Origin of the sequence: Pseudoalteromonas luteoviolacea DSM 6061 (assembly GCF_001625655.1) — a bacterium.
Taxonomy (GTDB): Bacteria; Pseudomonadota; Gammaproteobacteria; order Enterobacterales; family Alteromonadaceae; genus Pseudoalteromonas; species Pseudoalteromonas luteoviolacea.
In genome coordinates this window covers 1-18,349 of sequence record NZ_AUYB01000157.1, presented here as the reverse complement: position 1 = coordinate 18,349, position 18,349 = coordinate 1, and the positions used below count along the sequence as shown (strand labels likewise).

The window sequence follows — 18,349 nt, the reverse complement described above, 5'->3', positions numbered from 1 at the left end:
TGACAAGGCCGTCAGTAAAGGTCTATTTGATCAACAAGGCCGTGTGATATGACAAAGTAATGATAAGTACCATAAGCGGATTTTAAAATTGACATTATGTGAAAGGTATTGATGCTATTTAATATGAGAATCTCGAGTAGGTCACTTGATTAACAATTTAGTGTTTATTGCCTTAAGTTGTTTTTCTACCAGCGAGATATGAAAAAAGCTATTATTCCAGTTTTATTGTATTAGGTAATATGGCCTAGCTTAAAATAAATAGGTTTTGATGAATAGTAAAATCATTAATCTTGTTATTTGATTTTTATCTATAAATCATTGATTTTAAAATTAAATGATTTATTTCGATCGAGAGAAATACCTACATTAGCTTGGCAAATCAAACAAGGTGGACTTAGTCATTTATAGGTTGGTTGTATTTATATTTTTAATTTTATTGAAACTTTATTTGATTAAGTTACAAACCGAGCTTTGAAGAACTTATCGATTAGTGAGCAGGATAAAAGTGGGAAAACCCCTTTGTTTAAGCTTAAACAAAGGGGAAAAATATTACCAAGTTGCTTTGTATAGGTAGAAACCAACAAAGTCTTTTAGGTCTGTAATATTTTGAGCTTGGATTTGCGCATCAATCCAAGTCGCAATCTCTGAATTTATTGAATTGCCATCAACTTCAATGCTCTGTAAAACACTCGCTTTGTTTTGAGAGTTTAAGAATTCTTCACGATCGCTGTCATTGAAAGCTAGGTGCCATAACGTCAAAACCAGCGCTTTTTGCTGCTCTTCATTTACTGCTGGGGCACTGCTAGGTACTGAAGCGCCGCCTGCTAGTTCAAAAATAGGCGTTCTATCTGCTGAGAAAACACAACGGTATGCAACTTCACCAAGTTGTTGATTTACTAGGATAGCAGCTGCTTTAGAACCACTGATTTGTACTAGTTTGTCAGCATATTCAATAGACATTTCAGCAGTAGTGTTTACAACACTTACACGTGAATTTGGAATGTAATACTTATCTCTCAAAATTGCTCTGTTTTCTGGCTCTGAGATAAGAGTGCTGTATATGCTGTTAGTAATTTGTCTAAGCTCAGGTTTAGTTGCCTGTGCGTAAAGTAGTTGCATACAGCATAAGTCGTTAATAAGCGCCGTAGTCATTATTTATCTCCTTTGATAATTGAGGGGACGGTAAACATACCGTCATATTTGGCATGTCTATGGCAAGCAGCACAGTCCAGATTGTCTTGGCTCACGCTGCGGTCAAATGGCTCCATAGACGAATTACGTATAATTTTATCAACTGCATTTTTACCAGAATAAGCAGGTAGAATATTGCCTCTGGTATCAACCCAAACGTTTTCGATTAATCGATAATTTTGTAAAGGAGAAACATTTGGAGTTTCGGTATAAGCAAGAATTGTCAGACAGCTAGAATAGTCGAGCGATGATAGTCCTGAACCTTTACAGACTTTCTCAGAAAGGTTTTCTACCTTAAAATTTCTGTCTGAAGGCTGAAATCGAATAATCTGAGCAGAAGTAGACGCTGATTTTGGTATTTGATTGACAACACAATTTGCATTATCAAGTGCTAGAAGTTCTTCTTCAGTACAGTTTTTGATGTTCTGGTCTATTTTACTGTTGTCATATAACAGCCAAGATACCGTTTTATCAATATTGCTAAAGTCACTTTTAGAAGCAACACTTGGTGCATTTTGATAGTGCTCGAAGGTAGTCCAAGACCATTCAGAAATCTTGATGTTTTTACACGTTAGGCCTTCACACTTTGTTTCTGTCGACTGAAGAGGGTTCATTTTATTAGCTATGTGTAACCCTGCGAGTCCAACAACCTGAATGTTACATGTGTTAGTGTCAGAGTAGATACATGCTAAAGAAGTATGGAATTGGTCTATTGTGCTGTATTCACTTTTTGGAATGACTCTCCAAGCGCCTTTGGCAACAATAGCACCGCGTTTAGCGTCTGATGTGCTACCGGTAGTAAACTGATAATTGTTTTTAGCAAAATTACTCAAGTCATTGACGGCAACATCATTATAGTAGACCTCAAAGTGCAATTTACTTTTATCTATCGCGACAAGTGGTTGGTGATCCTGATCAGGAATATCAGTGTCATGCAGATACTCTAAATGTTTAGCGAAAGTTTGACTTTGGGCTATGTTAAGTGACTTTAATATGTCTGCAATTTCTTGTTTATTTTGCGCTGTTAAAACAGGTTTAGATCCTTTTGTTAAATCAGTTTTGGTTTGCCAAGTTTGCCAAACACTAATATCGAAAGGCGCGGGATTTTTAGATAGATCAGGCTCTCGGCTGCTGATATCCGTTACAGGCCAGTTCAACGCATAAAACTGCTTAACGGCATAGTTTCTAAAGCCCTGCGAATTTTCGCTGCTACCTGCCGAGATTGCACCTGGGAAACACCCTACGGGTGTATTATCAAAGGGGACTTTACATGTATCATTGGGTAGCTGATCGGTGTTTGCAAAACTAGCTGCCCCTATTGCTAGTCCTACTGCGCCGATGGCTGCTTTTATTATCATTAACTTGATGCCTTATTAAAGTTCAAATAGTTTGTTCATGTAAAAAGTCTCACCAGTTTTTTGACTGATTTCTAAAGCTTTATTTTGTGCATCAGAAGACTGGTTAGTGTTTCCTAAAGTCTGCTCTGCCTTGGCTAGCATCAATAAATAACAAGGTAAATTGGCGAGTGCGCCTGTACTTTCGTAGGCATTTATCCATTTATTTAAAGCTTCACTACAGCGCTGTTGACCCAACTGAATTAACAAGAATTGTTCGAGCAAATTAGCGACAATATTCCAAAGTGCTATATTGTGCTCGCTGGTGAGTTGGATAGCTTGCTCTGCGTATTTGAGAGCACCTTGTGTATCGCCAAGCATTGATTTAATTAATGCCCCTCGAGTTAATGCGTGGGAGTGCGAAAATACATTGCCAATAGCTTGAGCGGTTGAAATAGCTTTTGCTGACAATTGCAGTGCTAGGTCTTTTTTACCAAGCTCTACACAGCAAATCGCATAGTAGCTCAACTCAGCGATACCAATATTGTAAGAATAATTTTGGTTAAATTGGGCATCTAGCTCAGCATCAAATAAAGCATGATTCTGCTCATAAACTTGTTCAGCTTCTTCATAGTGACCCAACCAAAGCTTAGAACCCGCCACAAGTGCATTCAGAGCAACTTGGTCTACTGTTTCAATACTTTTGGTTGATTCATAAGCTTGTTTCGAGGTTTGAATACTTTCCTCAAAATTACCCCGAACCATGTAGTAGACTCCAATGCCCCACAAGGTTCTAGATAACTCAGGTGTACCTTCAATATTCTGCGCAATATCAATGGCTTTGTTGTAATTGGCATGCACCTCTGGGCTGGCATAGCCTTTAAATCCGATGTAAAAATTAGCGAGGCTGAGCTGCAGGTCAAGTACCTCTTGCTCTGCAATCTCAAGTTTAGACTTATGCTCAGTTGCAATGCTATTCGCTTTCTCAAGTGCAACTTGCGCTTGTTGGAAACGAGATTCTGAAGTACTTGTTTTTCCCACCTTTAGGAATACTTTAAATGCATCGGTGAATGCTAAGGCTTTCTCGAAGTGTTCACCTTGGGCAAATTGTACAGAGAAGTTGTTTGCGAATGTTTGCAGCGTGTGAGCAATTTTTAAATGGTTACCTGTCTTTGCTTTGTTGTCCATGCTGTCATAAGCTGCATCTCTAACTAAAGCGTGTTTAAATATATAGCTATCTGTATCAACACGTCTTTGTTGAATGATTAATTCTTTTTCAAGTAATTCATTTAAGTCGTTTTGAATTTGGTCTTCACTCAATGAAGATGCACTGATGAGTAATTCATACTCAAACTCTCTACCTATTGTTGCTGCGAGTTGGGCAGTCTCTTTAGCGTGTATTAAGTTATCCAGCTTTTGTTGAAGGGACTCGCGCAAGCTATTGGGAACTTGTTCTAACTTATCTGGGTTGATAAATGTGATAGCGCCATTGCTCTCATGAATAAGCTGCTTTTCTTTTAGCATATCCACAAGCTCTTCAATAAATAGCGGAATACCGTCTGTGCGTTTAACCAAAACAGAGCGTACATTTTCTGAAACGTTTTTACTTTCAAAAAGTTGCTCGATAAAGTCGGCGGTCGCTTTAGTGGTTAGTTTATTCAGCTCAATTTCCACAAGCGTAAGATCAAGTAAACTATTTGGACATGGTTGCCTAGAGGTGCTTATCATCACACTGCCATCTTGAAGCTGACATGCAAAATGGCGCAAAAACTCAAGTGTGACTGTGTCTGACCAGTGTATATCCTCAATAATATATAACTTGAATTCAGTGATACTTGACTTTCGAGACAGCAGTAAAGCACTTAAACCAGCAAATAAGAGAGACTTTTGTTCGTCCGGTGAGTGAGAAGACGTCTGCATTTCGTCGGGTAATGGAATCGCTAACCAAACCATCAGCACAGGGAGCGTGGCATCTATCTCTGAAGAGGCTAAACCAAATTCATTCAATATATCTCTGAATAATTGGATGATATTCGTTGCTGGCTGGTTATCAGTGTTGAACAAGTATCTAACTAAGTTTAGAATTGGGTACAAAGCATTGTTTTGGTGCTCAGGAAGACATTGCGCTACCAGATGCTGATACTTACTTGCATTGCTTCTTACTTCTTGCAAGAGCCTGGACTTACCAATGCCAGCTTCGCCGTATATGTGCGCGATACGAGTATTGTTTTCACCGTTAATCACAGACAAGGTTTTATCCAACTCTAATTGGCGACCAATCAATTTATGATTTGTTTTGGTACCGCGCATGAAACCAAAGGCTTCAATACGTTTTTCGCCTTTTAGGTTGTAGATAGAGAGTTGCTCGAAAGACAACCCAAGTTGCACATTATCGAAATAGTCAAAGTCACTGTACGGCTCTAAAATTGCGCGTGACTCTGCAGAGCAAAGAATTTGGCGCTCTCCTGCAAGACGGGAAAGGTCCATTGCTGTATTGGCAACATTGCCTTCGGGAACTGCATTTGCGTATGTAACAAATATACCTGAGTGAATACCAATGTGTGCATTAAGCTGAATTCCGTGGGCTTCTTGCATCAATGCATTGCGCTTGGATAGTTCACTAATTGCCTCTAAGGCTGTACGTGCACACAACCTCGTATCATTGTCGCTGGCTACCGGATAGCCAAAATAAAACAGCATTGTGTCTGCTAGGTTACCAACATGGTAAGCACCAAAGCGGGTTGCAATATCAATACAGTGATTACGTTGCGACTTAAACAGGGTGTCTATGATGTCCAAGTCTTTTGCACTGTCATTTAGACGTTTAGCACTCAATCTAAGGGCAAGTACAGTGATTTGCTTGCGTTCAGTGAGGGTTGTGTAGTCATGTACAAGTGGGCTATTTGGATCATCATTTCTTAGTACAACAGTATTGTCATCATAGCCATGTTGAGCTTGAACATCTGCCAATATACCTACTAGGTTAGAGACGTTCATTAAATTGAGCTCGGAGAAAATTTCCTGACCAGAAATCACGCGCTCTGTGGCGTTTTTTTGTAACACTCGACGCAGTAACCCCGACAGAGGGTGGCCTAAAAGTGCACTTGGAATAGGAATATGTACGTCACTCAATTGTTTATGATAAATCGATGCAACACTGGAGCCTGTGACGGCAGGCATCCCTGTTAAACATTCTAAAAGAACAAGTCCCCAAACGTATAAATCTGTTTTTTCAGATGCAGGTTCGCCTCTTAACTGTTCGGGTGCACTATAAGAAGGGGTTCCGATTGTTTCTTGTGTTAGGGTGATTGTCGAGAAGTCTTGGTGTCTGTTTTCTTGGGTGAGTGTACCGATACCAAAGTCTAGAATCTTCGCATGGGTCTTTGCCCCAGACTGAGAAAGCATGATATTGGCAGGTTTGATATCTCGGTGAATAATGCCCTTTTTGTGGGCATGAATTAATGCGTCTAATACTTGTAGCATTATATCTGTTGCATTGACTGCATCTAATGCGCCTTCTTGCATTAAATACTCACGTAGAGATTGACCCTCTACATATTCAAAAACACCAAATAGTAAGTGCTCATCAACCTGTCCCTTATCAAGTAGTCTAACAATATGCGGGTGTTCTAATTGGCCACTTAGCGCTGTTTCTCGTTTAAATCGTTCTATATAGCGCTTCTTTTTAGCTTCTTCTAAGTGTGGCTCTAGTGCCAAAAATTTAATTGCGACAGTTTGGTCAGTATTTTTATTTCTAGCTTTATATACCTTGCCGAAACCACCTTCCCCAATTTTATAAAGTAGCTCGTATTGAGTCGAGTCGAAGCGGTTTTCTATGTATGGGTCAGAAAAATGAGTTAGTGACATGATACTTATTTCTTCGAGTTATTTATCTGCTGCCAGAATATGATTGTAATTGTTTGCCAGTGCGAATCTTACATCGTTTTTTAAAAGATGACGATGGCAAGTTCTATTTAATTTGACATCGAAAAAATATACGATTTTTGACCTAGTAAGAAATAATGGCGCAACATTAATTATCCTAAATTTTGGTATTAATTGACCGGCAAAGAAGCAATGAAAAAAGAAGTTTACACACTCTTTATTTCAGAATTATTGAATATATTGCTCCAATCCCTTGTTGTATGTGATGCATATTATTTTTTAGATATACATGGTTGTATCAGACATGTAAACAAGTTTTTTCAGCGCAACCGCATGGTTGTGATTTTGTAAATTGTTGCTATGTATAGGAAAGCTTTTTCATGCTTCCTTACCCTAATGGGTTGCTAAATGTTAATTGGGTAATAAATTTACCATGAATTAATTAGTTATATGGTTTGGTGTAATCTCGTGTAATTTATTATTGTTTTGTATTTTGTAATAATCGATTGAATCGTCTAATAAAGAGACAGGGTTAGTTATGAAGCGCCGTTCATTTTTGAAATCATCAGTATCCGTGTGTGCAGCAAGTTCGCTCTTTTCATCAGCGTATCTATGGGCTAAGTCAAATGAAACCAGATTAGATCTCTACACTCAGAGATTATCTGGCGATGATTTACGTCAGCTAATATCTCAATTTCCTACTTTATTAGTTGCGAGTCCTCAAAATACACCAGTAGAAGTTACATTGAAGCCAGTGATCGCTAGGCGCTACTCAAATCAAGTCTATATTTTGTTCGAACTATCAAAAGAAATTTCAATTTTTAATAGCCTAGGTGAGAAAACAAGAGCCATTCCTGTTCCGCCGGTTGTTGGTCATATAAAAGATTTTGCAGTTGACGAAAAAAGTCAACGTATCTTTGTTGCGAGCGGGAATACCCACTCAATTTATACAATTGGTTTTAATGGTGATGTACAGAATATATTTGGCGAGTTTGGTATTGATTTACCCCAGCAATTGAGTGGAATTAAATCAATTACTTCAGATGAGAGGGGTTTAGTCCATATATTAAATGGGCATTCGAACGATGTAAGAGTGTTTGATGGTCAAGGTGTCTATCATTATAGCTACGCGCCGAGAACATTTGGAAAGCAAGCTAACTTAGTTTCTATTGATGGATATCAAACAATTCGCGTATTGGGTGGCAAGTTTAGAGATATTGTTTATACCTTTGATGTGTATGGAAAGCCTATGGGTTGATAAGTATGGGGAATGAATTAGGTCGCCTTGAAAAACCTATTGCGTTTGCAAAGTTGCCTTTAAACTTCGAACTCGAAGCCATCAGTTCAGAAATTGAAAAGCTAGGAGAATCGCAGTGGCATATGCACGTTAATCAGGCTTGCTTCAGTGGTTCTTGGGATGTATTGCCGCTTTATAGTAAAGAAGAGCATATTGATGCGCACCCTATATTGCAGTGCTTTTCAATTGAGCAAACAGATGCCGACTTTATACCTTTACCTGTTATGAAACACCTAACGACACTGGCTAATTTTCTCGAACAGTTTCAGTGTTCTTTGAAATCAATCCGGCTAATGAGACTTCAAGGTGGTAGCAAGATACTGCCGCACAACGATCATCAAGTTTCAATGGAATACGGTGAAGCGAGAATACATGTACCAATTAGTGGTATTGATGATGTTGACTTCACTGTAGATGGCCAAAGAGTACCCATGACGCGTGGCGATGTGTGGTACATGAACGCACATTTAGTCCATAGCGTATCCAATCTGGGCTCTGAACCGAGAATCAATTTGGTTATTGACTGTAAAGTAGAAGATTGGCTGAAAAATATCATAAAAAGTTCCGAGCAAAAATTTTAAAGCTGCATATACTCAATAAATGCACAAAAGAGGATAAGGAATATGGTGCAATTTACCATACCAGAAGGGCTTCACATCCGCCCTTCAACAGCGAGTGATAAACCATTTATTGAAAAGCTGCACAGAGAAGTAAGACAGGACTTGCAGTGTATAGATGGTGAACAAGACTTCATTGAGTCTATTGTTGATATGCAGCTTAAAGCGCAAACCCAAGGCTATGGGGCTCAGTATCCCAATGCGATGTATTTTATCATTGAAAAGCATAATGAACCCATAGGCAAAGCCACGTTAGATTTTGGCCACAATGAAATTCGCTTGATAGATATCGGCTTTTTGATTGCTGCGAGAGGTCATGGTTTTGGGCGAGCTATTATTCAGTCTTTTCAACACTGCGCTGCGCAATCGGCTGTACCACTAACCTTAACTGTTTTGAGTCACAATTTGAGCGTTAAACGTTTGTATCTTGAGCTCGGATTCCAAGTCTCTGAGGTTCAACCTCCTTATGAGTTAATGATTTGGTATCCCCCTGCAATGAAGAGCATAGTAGGCGTTTAATTCGGATTCATCTGTTGATGAACCCTCTGTTAATCAAAATACGAAGAGTAGCAATAAATGGAAAAAGTCACGCAAGAACTGATGCACTCATTGGTTGGTGAAGAGGTCAATGTATTCTCTTTGCAAAATGAACAGCAAGTTGGAAAGTTAGAGATCAGAAAGGTCGAGAAAGGCAGAATAGATACAGAAGAGTTTTCATCTTTTAGTATTTCGTTGATTGGAGATCCTAAAAACCAACTTCCTCAAGACACTTACCTGTTTAAGCACAGTGCGTTTGGTGAATATCCGATGTTTATGAGCATTCATGATGTTGATAAATATCAGATCATAATTTCTCGCAAGCGCAATCAAGAAGTGGGTTAAACCCAAGTCAAAAGTAAGGAGTGGTTTTTATGGTTAATCCGTATTTAGGCATGGTGCAAATGATTGCCTTTAACTTTCCACCAGTTCACTGGGCTGCATGCAATGGTGCATTGATACCTGTAAATGATAATCCAGCACTATTTTCATTACTCGGGGACACATTTGGTGGCGATGCCCGTACGAACTTTGGTTTGCCGGACATGCGCGGACGTGCACCTGTCTATCAAGGTAAGTATGACATTGTTCAACAAGGTCAGAAAAGTGGCTTTGAAGACGTGACATTGACTAATGCCCAAACGGGGCACAATCATGATTTCCAAGTTAACTCGTTAGAAGGCGATAGTTTTTTGCCTTTTAGTAACTCAACCCCAACTGCTCGATACACTATATCGACTGCAAATACGCAGTTTCCTACAGGGGTGAAGGAATTTTACGCAGACAACTCAGGGGGGTTAGATACGTTGTCTTCTCAGAGTCTGGGCACTGTGGGGTCAAATGCGCCACATACCAATATGCAACCAACTACTGTCATCGGCTTTATCATTGCACTCAATGGTGCATATCCGCCAAGAAACTAAGCAAAGGAGCAGAATATGAGTGATGCATATTTAGGGGAAATTCGCATGTTTGCAGGCGTGTATTCTCCCTACCACTGGTCTTACTGTGCAGGTCAGCTACAAGCAATAACAGACAATCAATCCTTGTTTAGCTTATTGGGTTCAAACTATGGGGGCGACGGCCGCAGTACTTATGGACTACCTGACATGCGTGGGCGAATCCCAGTGGGAGATGGCCAAGGGCCAGGATTGACAAATCGAGTTTTAGGCCAGCGTTTTGGGATTGAACAGGTTGTTCTATCAACAGAGCAATTACCAGCGCATAGTCACACAGTGCAAGTCACCAGTGCGACTTCGGAGCTACAAGCACCTGTACAAGGGCAGTCTTATGTCGGGAGTGAATTGCATTTTTTACCAGACTCAACGGCCGGATTAGAAACCAACCCATTTAGCGATCGAGCAATAGGTACTACAGGTGATGACGAGCCACATGAAAATAGAATGCCCATGCTATATCTCGGTTTTATCATTTGTATGAACGGTTTATACCCGTCTCGCAACTAAAAGGAGTACTAAAATGGATCCATTTATTGGTCAGGTTGATATGTTGCCTTATACCTTCGCTCCAGTTGGTTATACATTCTGCAACGGGCAATTTGTTGATATATCACAAAATCAAGCGTTGTTTGCGGTCATTGGTACTACTTATGGCGGCAATGGTCAAACGAATATGCAAATGCCAGATTTACAGGGCAGAAGCCCAACGATGTTTGGTACCGGTCCTGGTCTGTCACCGGGAGATTTAGGTGATAGAGTTGGACTACCCGATGTTGTGCTAATGGAAAGTCAGCTACCTTCACATACTCACGAGTTATATGCGGGCAAAACCATTAAAGATGGTCTTGTTGATAGGTCCAATGGGACTGGGTTACTTTCTGCTGCAAGAGCGACAACTGGTGGGGTTGCTAGGGTATATTCTTCTGATGACTTGGGGGGCTCAAACATCTATTTGAATCCTCAAGCTGTATTAAGCAATGGGCAGAATCAGGCGCATGAAAATAGACAGCCATACTTAGCAATACAGTTTTGTATATGCATAGATGGTATTTTTCCTCCTCGCAGTTAAAAAGGGTGCACAGGGAGTGAAACTGTTTTGGTGTTTCGTTATGCTTTTAAGTTTGGGAGTTATTGCACAAGATAACTCCCATGTACCTTTTGTTACGTTTAAAAACCACGAACAGTCGATTGTATTATCACCCTCAAACCAGAAAAATATATACAACAGTAACATCGGCTTTCAGTTTTATCTTAATGGTAAAATCATCGTCCAAGCCCCGAAAAATCAAAAAACTGTACTTGATAGCTTAAAAAAATTGGGCAAGGTACAAGTACTTGCTGAGCTTCACGATAGCGAAGTCATTTTAATATCTCCAATCTCTGCATCTTTTACTAAAAGTTATAAACTAATTGAGAACTTGCCAAATATGATGGCTGTACAGCCAGACTTCGCCATTGTGCGAGCCGCAAAAAAAATGGTCAATAATGATACTGAGAATACCGAAAAATTAGATATTGAGCGTTTGCAAACTGCGCAATGTGGCATTAAGCCAACAACCAAGCGTATTGCGATTATTGATGACGGCTTTGATTTGTCTAAACCGCACTTTTCTGTTTTTAAAGTTTTACTAGATTACGATGCTGATCGTCAGCAGGCCATGCTTAATCGCCAAAGCAATGTACGAGGGCATGGCAATATGGTGGCTGGGGTTATCGCCAACCAGCTTCTGTCCAAATATAGCACCGACGAGCAAGCCGTCGCGGAGTTAGTTGCTATTCGGCAAGCTAGTACCCTTAACTCTGCGATGATTCTTGCGTTTAGTGTTTCTCAAAAAATGAAAGTAGACGTAATCAATAGTAGCTGGACTTTACCTTTTGTTTCTCAGCTTTTGGCCGATGTTATACGTGACGGTTTGGATTATGGTGGGGTCTCTTACGTTGTAGTGTCTGCGGGTAATCATGCAGAAGATGCTTGTGTAGCCAATAAGCTGTCGGAAATTGAAGGTGTTACAACAGTAGGTGCATTGTCTCAAGATGGGACTATGGCGTCTTATTCAAATTACGGTAGGTGCGTTGACTTATATGCGCCTGCAAACTTTTTACCACAAAAACATCGCACACATATTGTGCAAAGTGGTACTTCCTCTGCCGCAGCCATGGTGACAGGGGAGATTTCGTACTTGTTAGGGTGTGGTCTCTCAAGCAGTGAGATTGGACTAAAAAATAAAAATTAAAATAAAGCTTGTTTGATTGTTGGGTGGCTGTTACCAGCTATTCGCTAAGGAGTAAAGACATGCAAGGGTATCAGGAACAAGGCTACGGAAGCACGAGTGACGAACGAGACTTCGTAAATTTAAACTTTGCCAGTGAGTACAGCGAGAACTTTCCTAAGATCCTCCAAGCGCTGGGGATTTCTTTGGTCGTCTCGAGCTATCAGTCTCATGCGCTCATGCTATTGAGAAGTAGAGCTGACACGCTCAATTGTAGCGTTAAAAAGTTTGTAAGACCGATGGGCTTAAGTGTCAGCGAAGATAGACTTCTAGTGAGTACGGTCAACCGCATTGTTAACTTCAAAGCAAGTGACATGTCTCGTAGCAGTGTCGTGAGCGGTAATCTTGACGACCTTGATGCTCTGGCTACTAAGCTTCGTGATGAGCAGCGTGATACAACGACTTTCAAACAGCTTAGAAGCGAGCAAATCAGCGCCATTAAACAGTGTGATGTCTTATTTACTGAGCGCTCATCGCTTACCACAGGTACATTAAATACCCACGATATAGCATGGGGAGACGAAGGTTTATGGGTGGTAAATTCTAGCTTCTCATGTTTAGCGACATTATCTTCCGAGAACGGATTTACTGCACGTTGGAAACCTCACTTTATCAGTGAATTGCGCCCTGAAGATCGCTGCCACCTCAATGGCATGGCTATGTTAGATGGCAAACCACGATATGTAACAACATTCAATACTAAAGATCAGCAAGACTCTTGGCGGACCGAGCTTAACGGTACCTTGATAGATGTAGAAAAAAATGAAATCTTGCTAGATGGCCTCTCGATGCCACACTCGCCTAGATGCCATGAAGGCTTAGTATACTTTTGTAACTCAGGTTGCGGTGAAGTGGTCAGCTATAACCCCACAACAAAAACACGTTCAGTTATTGTGACTTTGCCAGGATTCACTCGTGGATTAACTTTTTTTGGTGATCTTATGTTAGTCGCTACAAGTCACGTTCGTGCAACCAAAGCCGTGAGTGATATTCCTTTGTCAGCGTCTCACACTGAGCGCGATACAGTATGCGGTATTTGGGTAATCAATAAACACACGGGTGCCGTGTTATCCAATTTAAAGTTTAAAGGCGATGTGAGCCAATTATATGACTTATGCATCATACCAAACACCACATATCCCGAGATGATAAGTGGAGATGATGCTATCTCTGCGCATTTGTATGACTACACTCAGGAGGTTCTGTAATGAAAAAGCTAGATATGGCGACATCAATTTTAGGGGTGATGATCCCGTCGCTTGTCGTTGCGGATCAAACTCCAAGTATCTCAGATAGTTATTTTAAAATCGATCACGAAGTGCCAACGCTCAGGTCAATAGCAGCTGGAGATGAATATTATTTTCAGCAGGTAAGAGACAATGGTGTACACAAAGATGATACCTTTGATATTGCAAATCAAAATAGCGCTCAAGTAACTGAAGATAAAGCAAGATCTGCAACATTAGACTTTTTAGCACAGCAAGGGCTGCTTGAGAGCGAAGGAATGCATACTACCCAAGTTAGTGGTGAAGTCAGCATAGCCAAAGAGCTGGCCGCTTCTTGCCAAGTGACTTTTGGCTGTACCACAGCGTATGGTAGTCAGGCAAGCTGTGAAGCGGGCCCGGGTCCTGGAGTGTGGTACCCAGACACCAATGATTGTACCGCGGCTGCACCTGATCCTGATATTAACTTAAAAGGTAATGGTCAATCTATTACATCGGGAACAACCTCTCTGAGTGCCAGTAATCATACCGATTTTGGCTCACACCAAACGGGTGGTAGTAACTTTACACGTACGTTTACGATAGAAAATGTAATCGCAGCTTCTACACTGACTTTGAGTGGTTCACCCTTGGTGAGCATTTCGGCGTCTAGTGATTTTTCTATTTCAAGTCAGCCAGGAGCAAGCTCTCTCAACGGGGTGACCAGTACGACATTTGTGGTTCAGCTTGATCCGACAACAGTGGGCTCGCCGACAGCCACGGTTACCATCACTAGCAATGACCCAAATGAGGGGACTTACACCTTTAATGTTGGGGCTACGGTGACGGCTGCAAATACAGCGCCAGTTGTTGATTTAGACACAGGTGCTGGAGGCAATAATCGAGCATCTGCTTTTTCGGAGGGAAGTGGCGGAGTTGGCATCACCAACAGTGCCAGTGTAACAGATGCAGAGTCGGACACGATTAAAACTATCACTGTTTCGCTGACAAATGACCAAGATGGCGCGTCAGAGGGGTTAAATGTAACTGCGTCTGCGCAAAATGCGTTGAATGGCATAAGTGGTGCCTCTGACATTACTTTGCAAGATACCATTTCTATAACTGGCGCAACGGCAACACTGAGCCAAGTACAAACGTTCTTAGATGCCATTACGTACAACAATACATCCTCTACGCCTAACACAACGGCAAGAACAGTCACTGTAGTTGTCAATGATGGTACGGACAATAGTGTATCTCGTACTTCAACGGTGAGTGTTACAAATGTTACTTCAACGGCATCGTCAGCAGCATCGTTCAATACCACAACTGGCGCTAATTTAAACCCTGCAATTCAGTTTAGCAGTGAAAATGAGTCACTGACTATTGCACAAACATCACATGCATCTGGCTCAACAGCAGATGGCGGAGGTGGTACCGATACCCTAAATGTTGCAGATGGAGTAGATATCAGTGGCTTAACGTCACTTACTAACTTTGAGATTTTAGCAGCCGCAAATAATGGTAATTTGACGCTCAGTGAAACCCAGCACGAGTCGTTTACCACGATAAATGGTATTAACACCAATCAATTTACTATCTCTAGCGCCAATGGTAATGGGGTTTTAACAGGCGATGCCGACATCGAGACCTACGTGCTTGGGGCTGCCATGACCTTTGCCCTAGGCAGTGCTTCGCAAAATGTAACAGGCAGCAGCAGTAACGATACGATAAATGCCGCGGCATTAACTGTGACGGGGACCTTGAATGCCGGCGGTGGAATTGGAGACACTTTAAGGCTCTCAAATGGTGCAAATATCTCGGGCGCGACAGTGTCTAATGTTGAAGTGTTAGAGTTACTGTCTGGCGCTTCTGTGACGATGACTGAAGCGCAACACGATAGCTTTAGTTCTATGACTGCATCAGGCACAGACACAATAACCATTTCAGCAGCAACGAATGGTTTAACTGGAAATGCAGCCATTGAATCCTATGTTCTGTCGGTGGCTAACTCATTCACTTTGGGTGCAGCTGCGCAAAATATCACGGGTAGTGGAAACAATGACTCTGTCGATATAGGTACTTTGACCGCCGTTGGCACTATAGCCGGTGGGGCAGGTACTGACACTTTGTCCGTTGGAAATGGCGGAAGCATTTCAGGCGCGACTGTATCTGGATTTGAAAATCTAACTTTATCAAGTGGTGCATCAGCCACATTTAGCGCGTCGCAATTATCACAGTTTTCGGGTACGGTGACAGCTGCGGGTACCGAAACCATTTCAGTAAACGGAGATGGTAATGTGTCCACGGTTTCGGGCATCGAAAATTATGTGTTTGGAGACGACTCAACCAATACGAGAACTGTCACTATCTCTGCGGCTGGGCATACTGTAACGGCTACAAGTGCTACGGATGCAGTTACGTTCGATGTGGGGACACTGACTTATACCGGCACGATATCGGGGAACAGTACTGCCGCTGATACGTTGAGTATGTCTAATGGCGCTAATATTAGCGGTGCAACTATTTCAAATGTCACTAATCTGTCGCTCGCCGCAGGTGCATCAGTCACTATGACTGCTTCGCAACATCAAGGCTTTAGTGGTTCAATTACTGCTGGTGGCACAGAAACCATTATTATCTCCGGCGATGGTGATTTTACCGTGCTGTCAGGAATTGAGAATTATACTGTCGGTGATGATTCAACGAATACCCGCACGATAACCGTTGGTGTGACGACCAATGTGACAGCAACGTCGGTGACAGATGCCGTTACCTTTGATATTGCGGGACAATCTTTTACTGGCAGTCTCACCGGTCAAGGAACAGCGGCAGATCTTGTATTAGCCAGTGATGGAGCAAATACGACGGGTGCCACTTTCAGTAATGTAGGTACATTGTCTCTGACAAGTGGTGCAACGGTGACTATTGACGCACAAAATGTCAGTGACTTTTCGACTGCCATAAATGGCGCCGCGGGAAGTGAAGCTTTGGCATTGGTTAGTGGCGGGACTTTTGATTTTAGCTCCACTAGTGTGTCCAGCATTGAAAATATAGCCTTGGGTTCAAACAGTGTTTTTTCTGTCACTATCCCAGACAATTTTTCGTCAAATGGTGGCAGTGTCACGGTTACCAACTCATCAGGCTCTGCAATCAATGCTGGCGTCACAATTAATGCAGCATCACTAGCTGGAGATAGCTTGGTGATCTCTGCAACAGATTTAACGGGTAATGATACGATAACCGGTGGTGACAGCGCGGATACCATTAGACCGGGAGCTGGAACAGATTCGATGACAGGTAATGGGGGCAACGATACCTTCATTGGCAGTGCTTCAGATCTGAATGGCGATACCATTGCTGATCTTGCGGTTGGCGATATTATTACCATAACGGGTGTGACGGGCTTGACCACAAGCAATGTGCGCTTTAACGGCAATAGCACCTTACAAGTTGATACCGATGCAACGGATTTCGCCAGTGTTGAGACAGCTTTGAGCTTAACTAATTCGCCTGGTGCAAGTTTAGACTTTACTGTTGCCGACAGTGGCGCAAATACTGTTATTACAATGATAGCGGCCAATGACAAACCTACTTTCAGCGCTTTAAATGGACTATCAACTTTTACTGAAAATGGCTCTGCGGTCGCCATTGATAGCGATGCTACTGTTGCTGATACGGAGCTTGATGCACTCAATGGTGGTGTTGGAAATTATAATAATGGTTCTTTAACGATTGTGAGAAATGGCGGTGCCAATGCTCAAGATGTCTTTGCCAATCTGAATCTACTTGGTACCCTGACCCAAGGCAACGCGTTTACCTACAATGGCACGAGTGTGGGTACTGTGACCACAAACTCGGCGGGTACTTTGGTGCTGACGTTTAATACCAGCGCTACTTCAGCAATTGTAGATGGTGTTATTCAGTCTATTTCCTACGCCAATACCTCCGAAGATCCACCTTCGAATGTCACACTCGACTACACATTTAATGATGGCACTTCAAATAGTACTGGTACAAACCAAGCTGTGGTCAATATTACAGCGCAAAATGATGCGCCAACTGATATTGCTCTTTCAGCCACCAGTATTAATCAGTCAGCAACTGGCTCAGCGACTAATGTCGGTAGTCTTTCTTCGACTGATTTGGATAGCGGCGATAGCCATACATATACTCTGGTCACCAGTGGCAGCAGCGCCAGTGGAACCTGCTCTGCTAATTCTGGAAACAGCAGTTTTCAGATCAGCGGCTCAAATTTGCAAACTAAAGCAGCGCTTGCTGCAGGTAACTACATTGTTTGCCTTCAAACTAATGATGGAACAACGACATTCCAAAAATCGTTTACTGTAACAGTGTCTGATGATGTGGCGCCAAATGCACCGTCGACGCCTGATTTAGACTCTGGCTCAGACACTGGTGGCTCAAACTCAGACAATTATACGTCTGATACAACACCTACTTTTAGCGGCACTGCCGAGTCTGGCAGTACAGTCAGACTGTATAGTGACCAAACTGGTAATACTGTTATTGGCAGTGCAACCGCAACTGGTGGAAACTGGCAAATTACCACAAGTGCATTGTCTGCAACTACCCATGCCATTACAGCCAAAGCAACTGATGCGAGCAGTAATGAGAGTAGTGCATCTAGTGCTTTGAGCGTAACCGTCGATACGTCCGCTCCTAACGCACCAAGTACTCCGGATCTATCTGCGAGTAGTGATTCTGGTTCGTCAAATACAGATAACATTACCAATGATACGACCCCAACCATTACAGGCACTGGCACAACCGGAGATACGATTAATCTCTCGTCCAATCTAGATGGCAACATTGGTAGCACCACGGTGTCAGGGGGTACTTGGAGTATCACAGCTTCTACTTTACAGGCTGGAAGCCACAGTATCTCGGCGCAATCTATTGACAATGCGGGGAATACTACGAACGCGGCGGGAAGCTTGTCACTGACTTTAGACACGCAAGCTCCCACGGGCCATAGCGTTGCTTTTGGCGACTCAGCATACTCAAACACGGAAAAAGGCGCGGCATCATTCACCTTT

At 42.1% G+C, this 18,349-nt stretch carries 13 protein-coding genes; 10 read left to right on the top strand and 3 right to left on the bottom strand.

The window, feature by feature from the left end; genetic code table 11:
* Positions 1 to 549 precede the first annotated feature (549 nt).
* Genes N475_RS24190 through N475_RS24180 form a run of 3 tightly spaced genes read right to left on the bottom strand, consistent with a single transcriptional unit; the run spans position 550 to position 6,392 of the window.
* Positions 550 to 1,152, bottom strand: coding sequence for a hypothetical protein (locus N475_RS24190; RefSeq protein WP_063357554.1), 603 nt, complete (start codon positions 1,150 to 1,152; stop codon positions 550 to 552).
* Positions 1,152 to 2,549: a hypothetical protein gene (locus N475_RS24185; protein WP_063357555.1), complete on the bottom strand. Its 1,398-nt coding sequence runs from the start codon at positions 2,547 to 2,549 to the stop codon at positions 1,152 to 1,154. The genes N475_RS24190 and N475_RS24185 overlap by 1 nt, the downstream gene beginning before the upstream one ends.
* A 15-nt stretch (positions 2,550 to 2,564) precedes the next feature.
* Positions 2,565 to 6,392, bottom strand: a complete 3,828-nt coding sequence (locus N475_RS24180) for a TOMM system kinase/cyclase fusion protein (RefSeq protein ID WP_081232499.1) — start codon at positions 6,390 to 6,392, stop codon at positions 2,565 to 2,567.
* A gap of 556 nt (positions 6,393 to 6,948) precedes the next feature.
* Between N475_RS24180 and N475_RS24175 the strand changes: the two genes are divergently transcribed.
* The 10 genes from N475_RS24175 to N475_RS24130 all read left to right on the top strand — a co-directional run.
* Complete coding sequence (locus N475_RS24175) at positions 6,949 to 7,668, top strand: NHL repeat-containing protein (RefSeq protein WP_063357556.1); 720 nt, start codon at positions 6,949 to 6,951, stop codon at positions 7,666 to 7,668.
* A gap of 5 nt (positions 7,669 to 7,673) precedes the next feature.
* Positions 7,674 to 8,288, top strand: a complete 615-nt coding sequence (locus tag N475_RS24170; protein ID WP_063357557.1) for an aspartyl/asparaginyl beta-hydroxylase domain-containing protein — start codon at positions 7,674 to 7,676, stop codon at positions 8,286 to 8,288.
* 42 nt (positions 8,289 to 8,330) lie between these two features.
* Complete coding sequence (locus tag N475_RS24165) at positions 8,331 to 8,843, top strand: GNAT family N-acetyltransferase (protein ID WP_081232498.1); 513 nt, start codon at positions 8,331 to 8,333, stop codon at positions 8,841 to 8,843.
* 57 nt (positions 8,844 to 8,900) lie between these two features.
* On the top strand, positions 8,901 to 9,206 hold the full coding sequence (locus tag N475_RS24160) for a DUF6916 family protein (protein WP_063366088.1): 306 nt from the start codon (positions 8,901 to 8,903) through the stop codon (positions 9,204 to 9,206).
* A 29-nt stretch (positions 9,207 to 9,235) separates the two neighbouring features.
* The gene (locus N475_RS24155; protein WP_063357559.1) at positions 9,236 to 9,784 is read left to right on the top strand and encodes a phage tail protein; all 549 of its coding nucleotides are present in this window, start codon (positions 9,236 to 9,238) and stop codon (positions 9,782 to 9,784) included.
* 15 nt (positions 9,785 to 9,799) lie between these two features.
* Entirely contained in the window at positions 9,800 to 10,327 is a 528-nt protein-coding gene (locus tag N475_RS24150) for a phage tail protein (RefSeq protein WP_063357560.1), read from the top strand.
* Positions 10,328 to 10,340: 13 nt separating this feature from the next.
* Positions 10,341 to 10,889: a phage tail protein gene (locus N475_RS24145; RefSeq protein ID WP_063357561.1), complete on the top strand. Its 549-nt coding sequence runs from the start codon at positions 10,341 to 10,343 to the stop codon at positions 10,887 to 10,889.
* A gap of 40 nt (positions 10,890 to 10,929) precedes the next feature.
* Entirely contained in the window at positions 10,930 to 12,054 is a 1,125-nt protein-coding gene (locus N475_RS24140) for a S8 family peptidase (RefSeq protein WP_063366087.1), read from the top strand.
* Positions 12,055 to 12,113: 59 nt separating this feature from the next.
* Positions 12,114 to 13,298, top strand: coding sequence for a TIGR03032 family protein (locus N475_RS24135; protein ID WP_081232496.1), 1,185 nt, complete (start codon positions 12,114 to 12,116; stop codon positions 13,296 to 13,298).
* On the top strand, positions 13,298 to 18,349 hold a 5,052-nt coding region (locus N475_RS24130; RefSeq protein ID WP_155732626.1), incomplete at its 3' end, for a beta strand repeat-containing protein. The genes N475_RS24135 and N475_RS24130, both read left to right, overlap by 1 nt.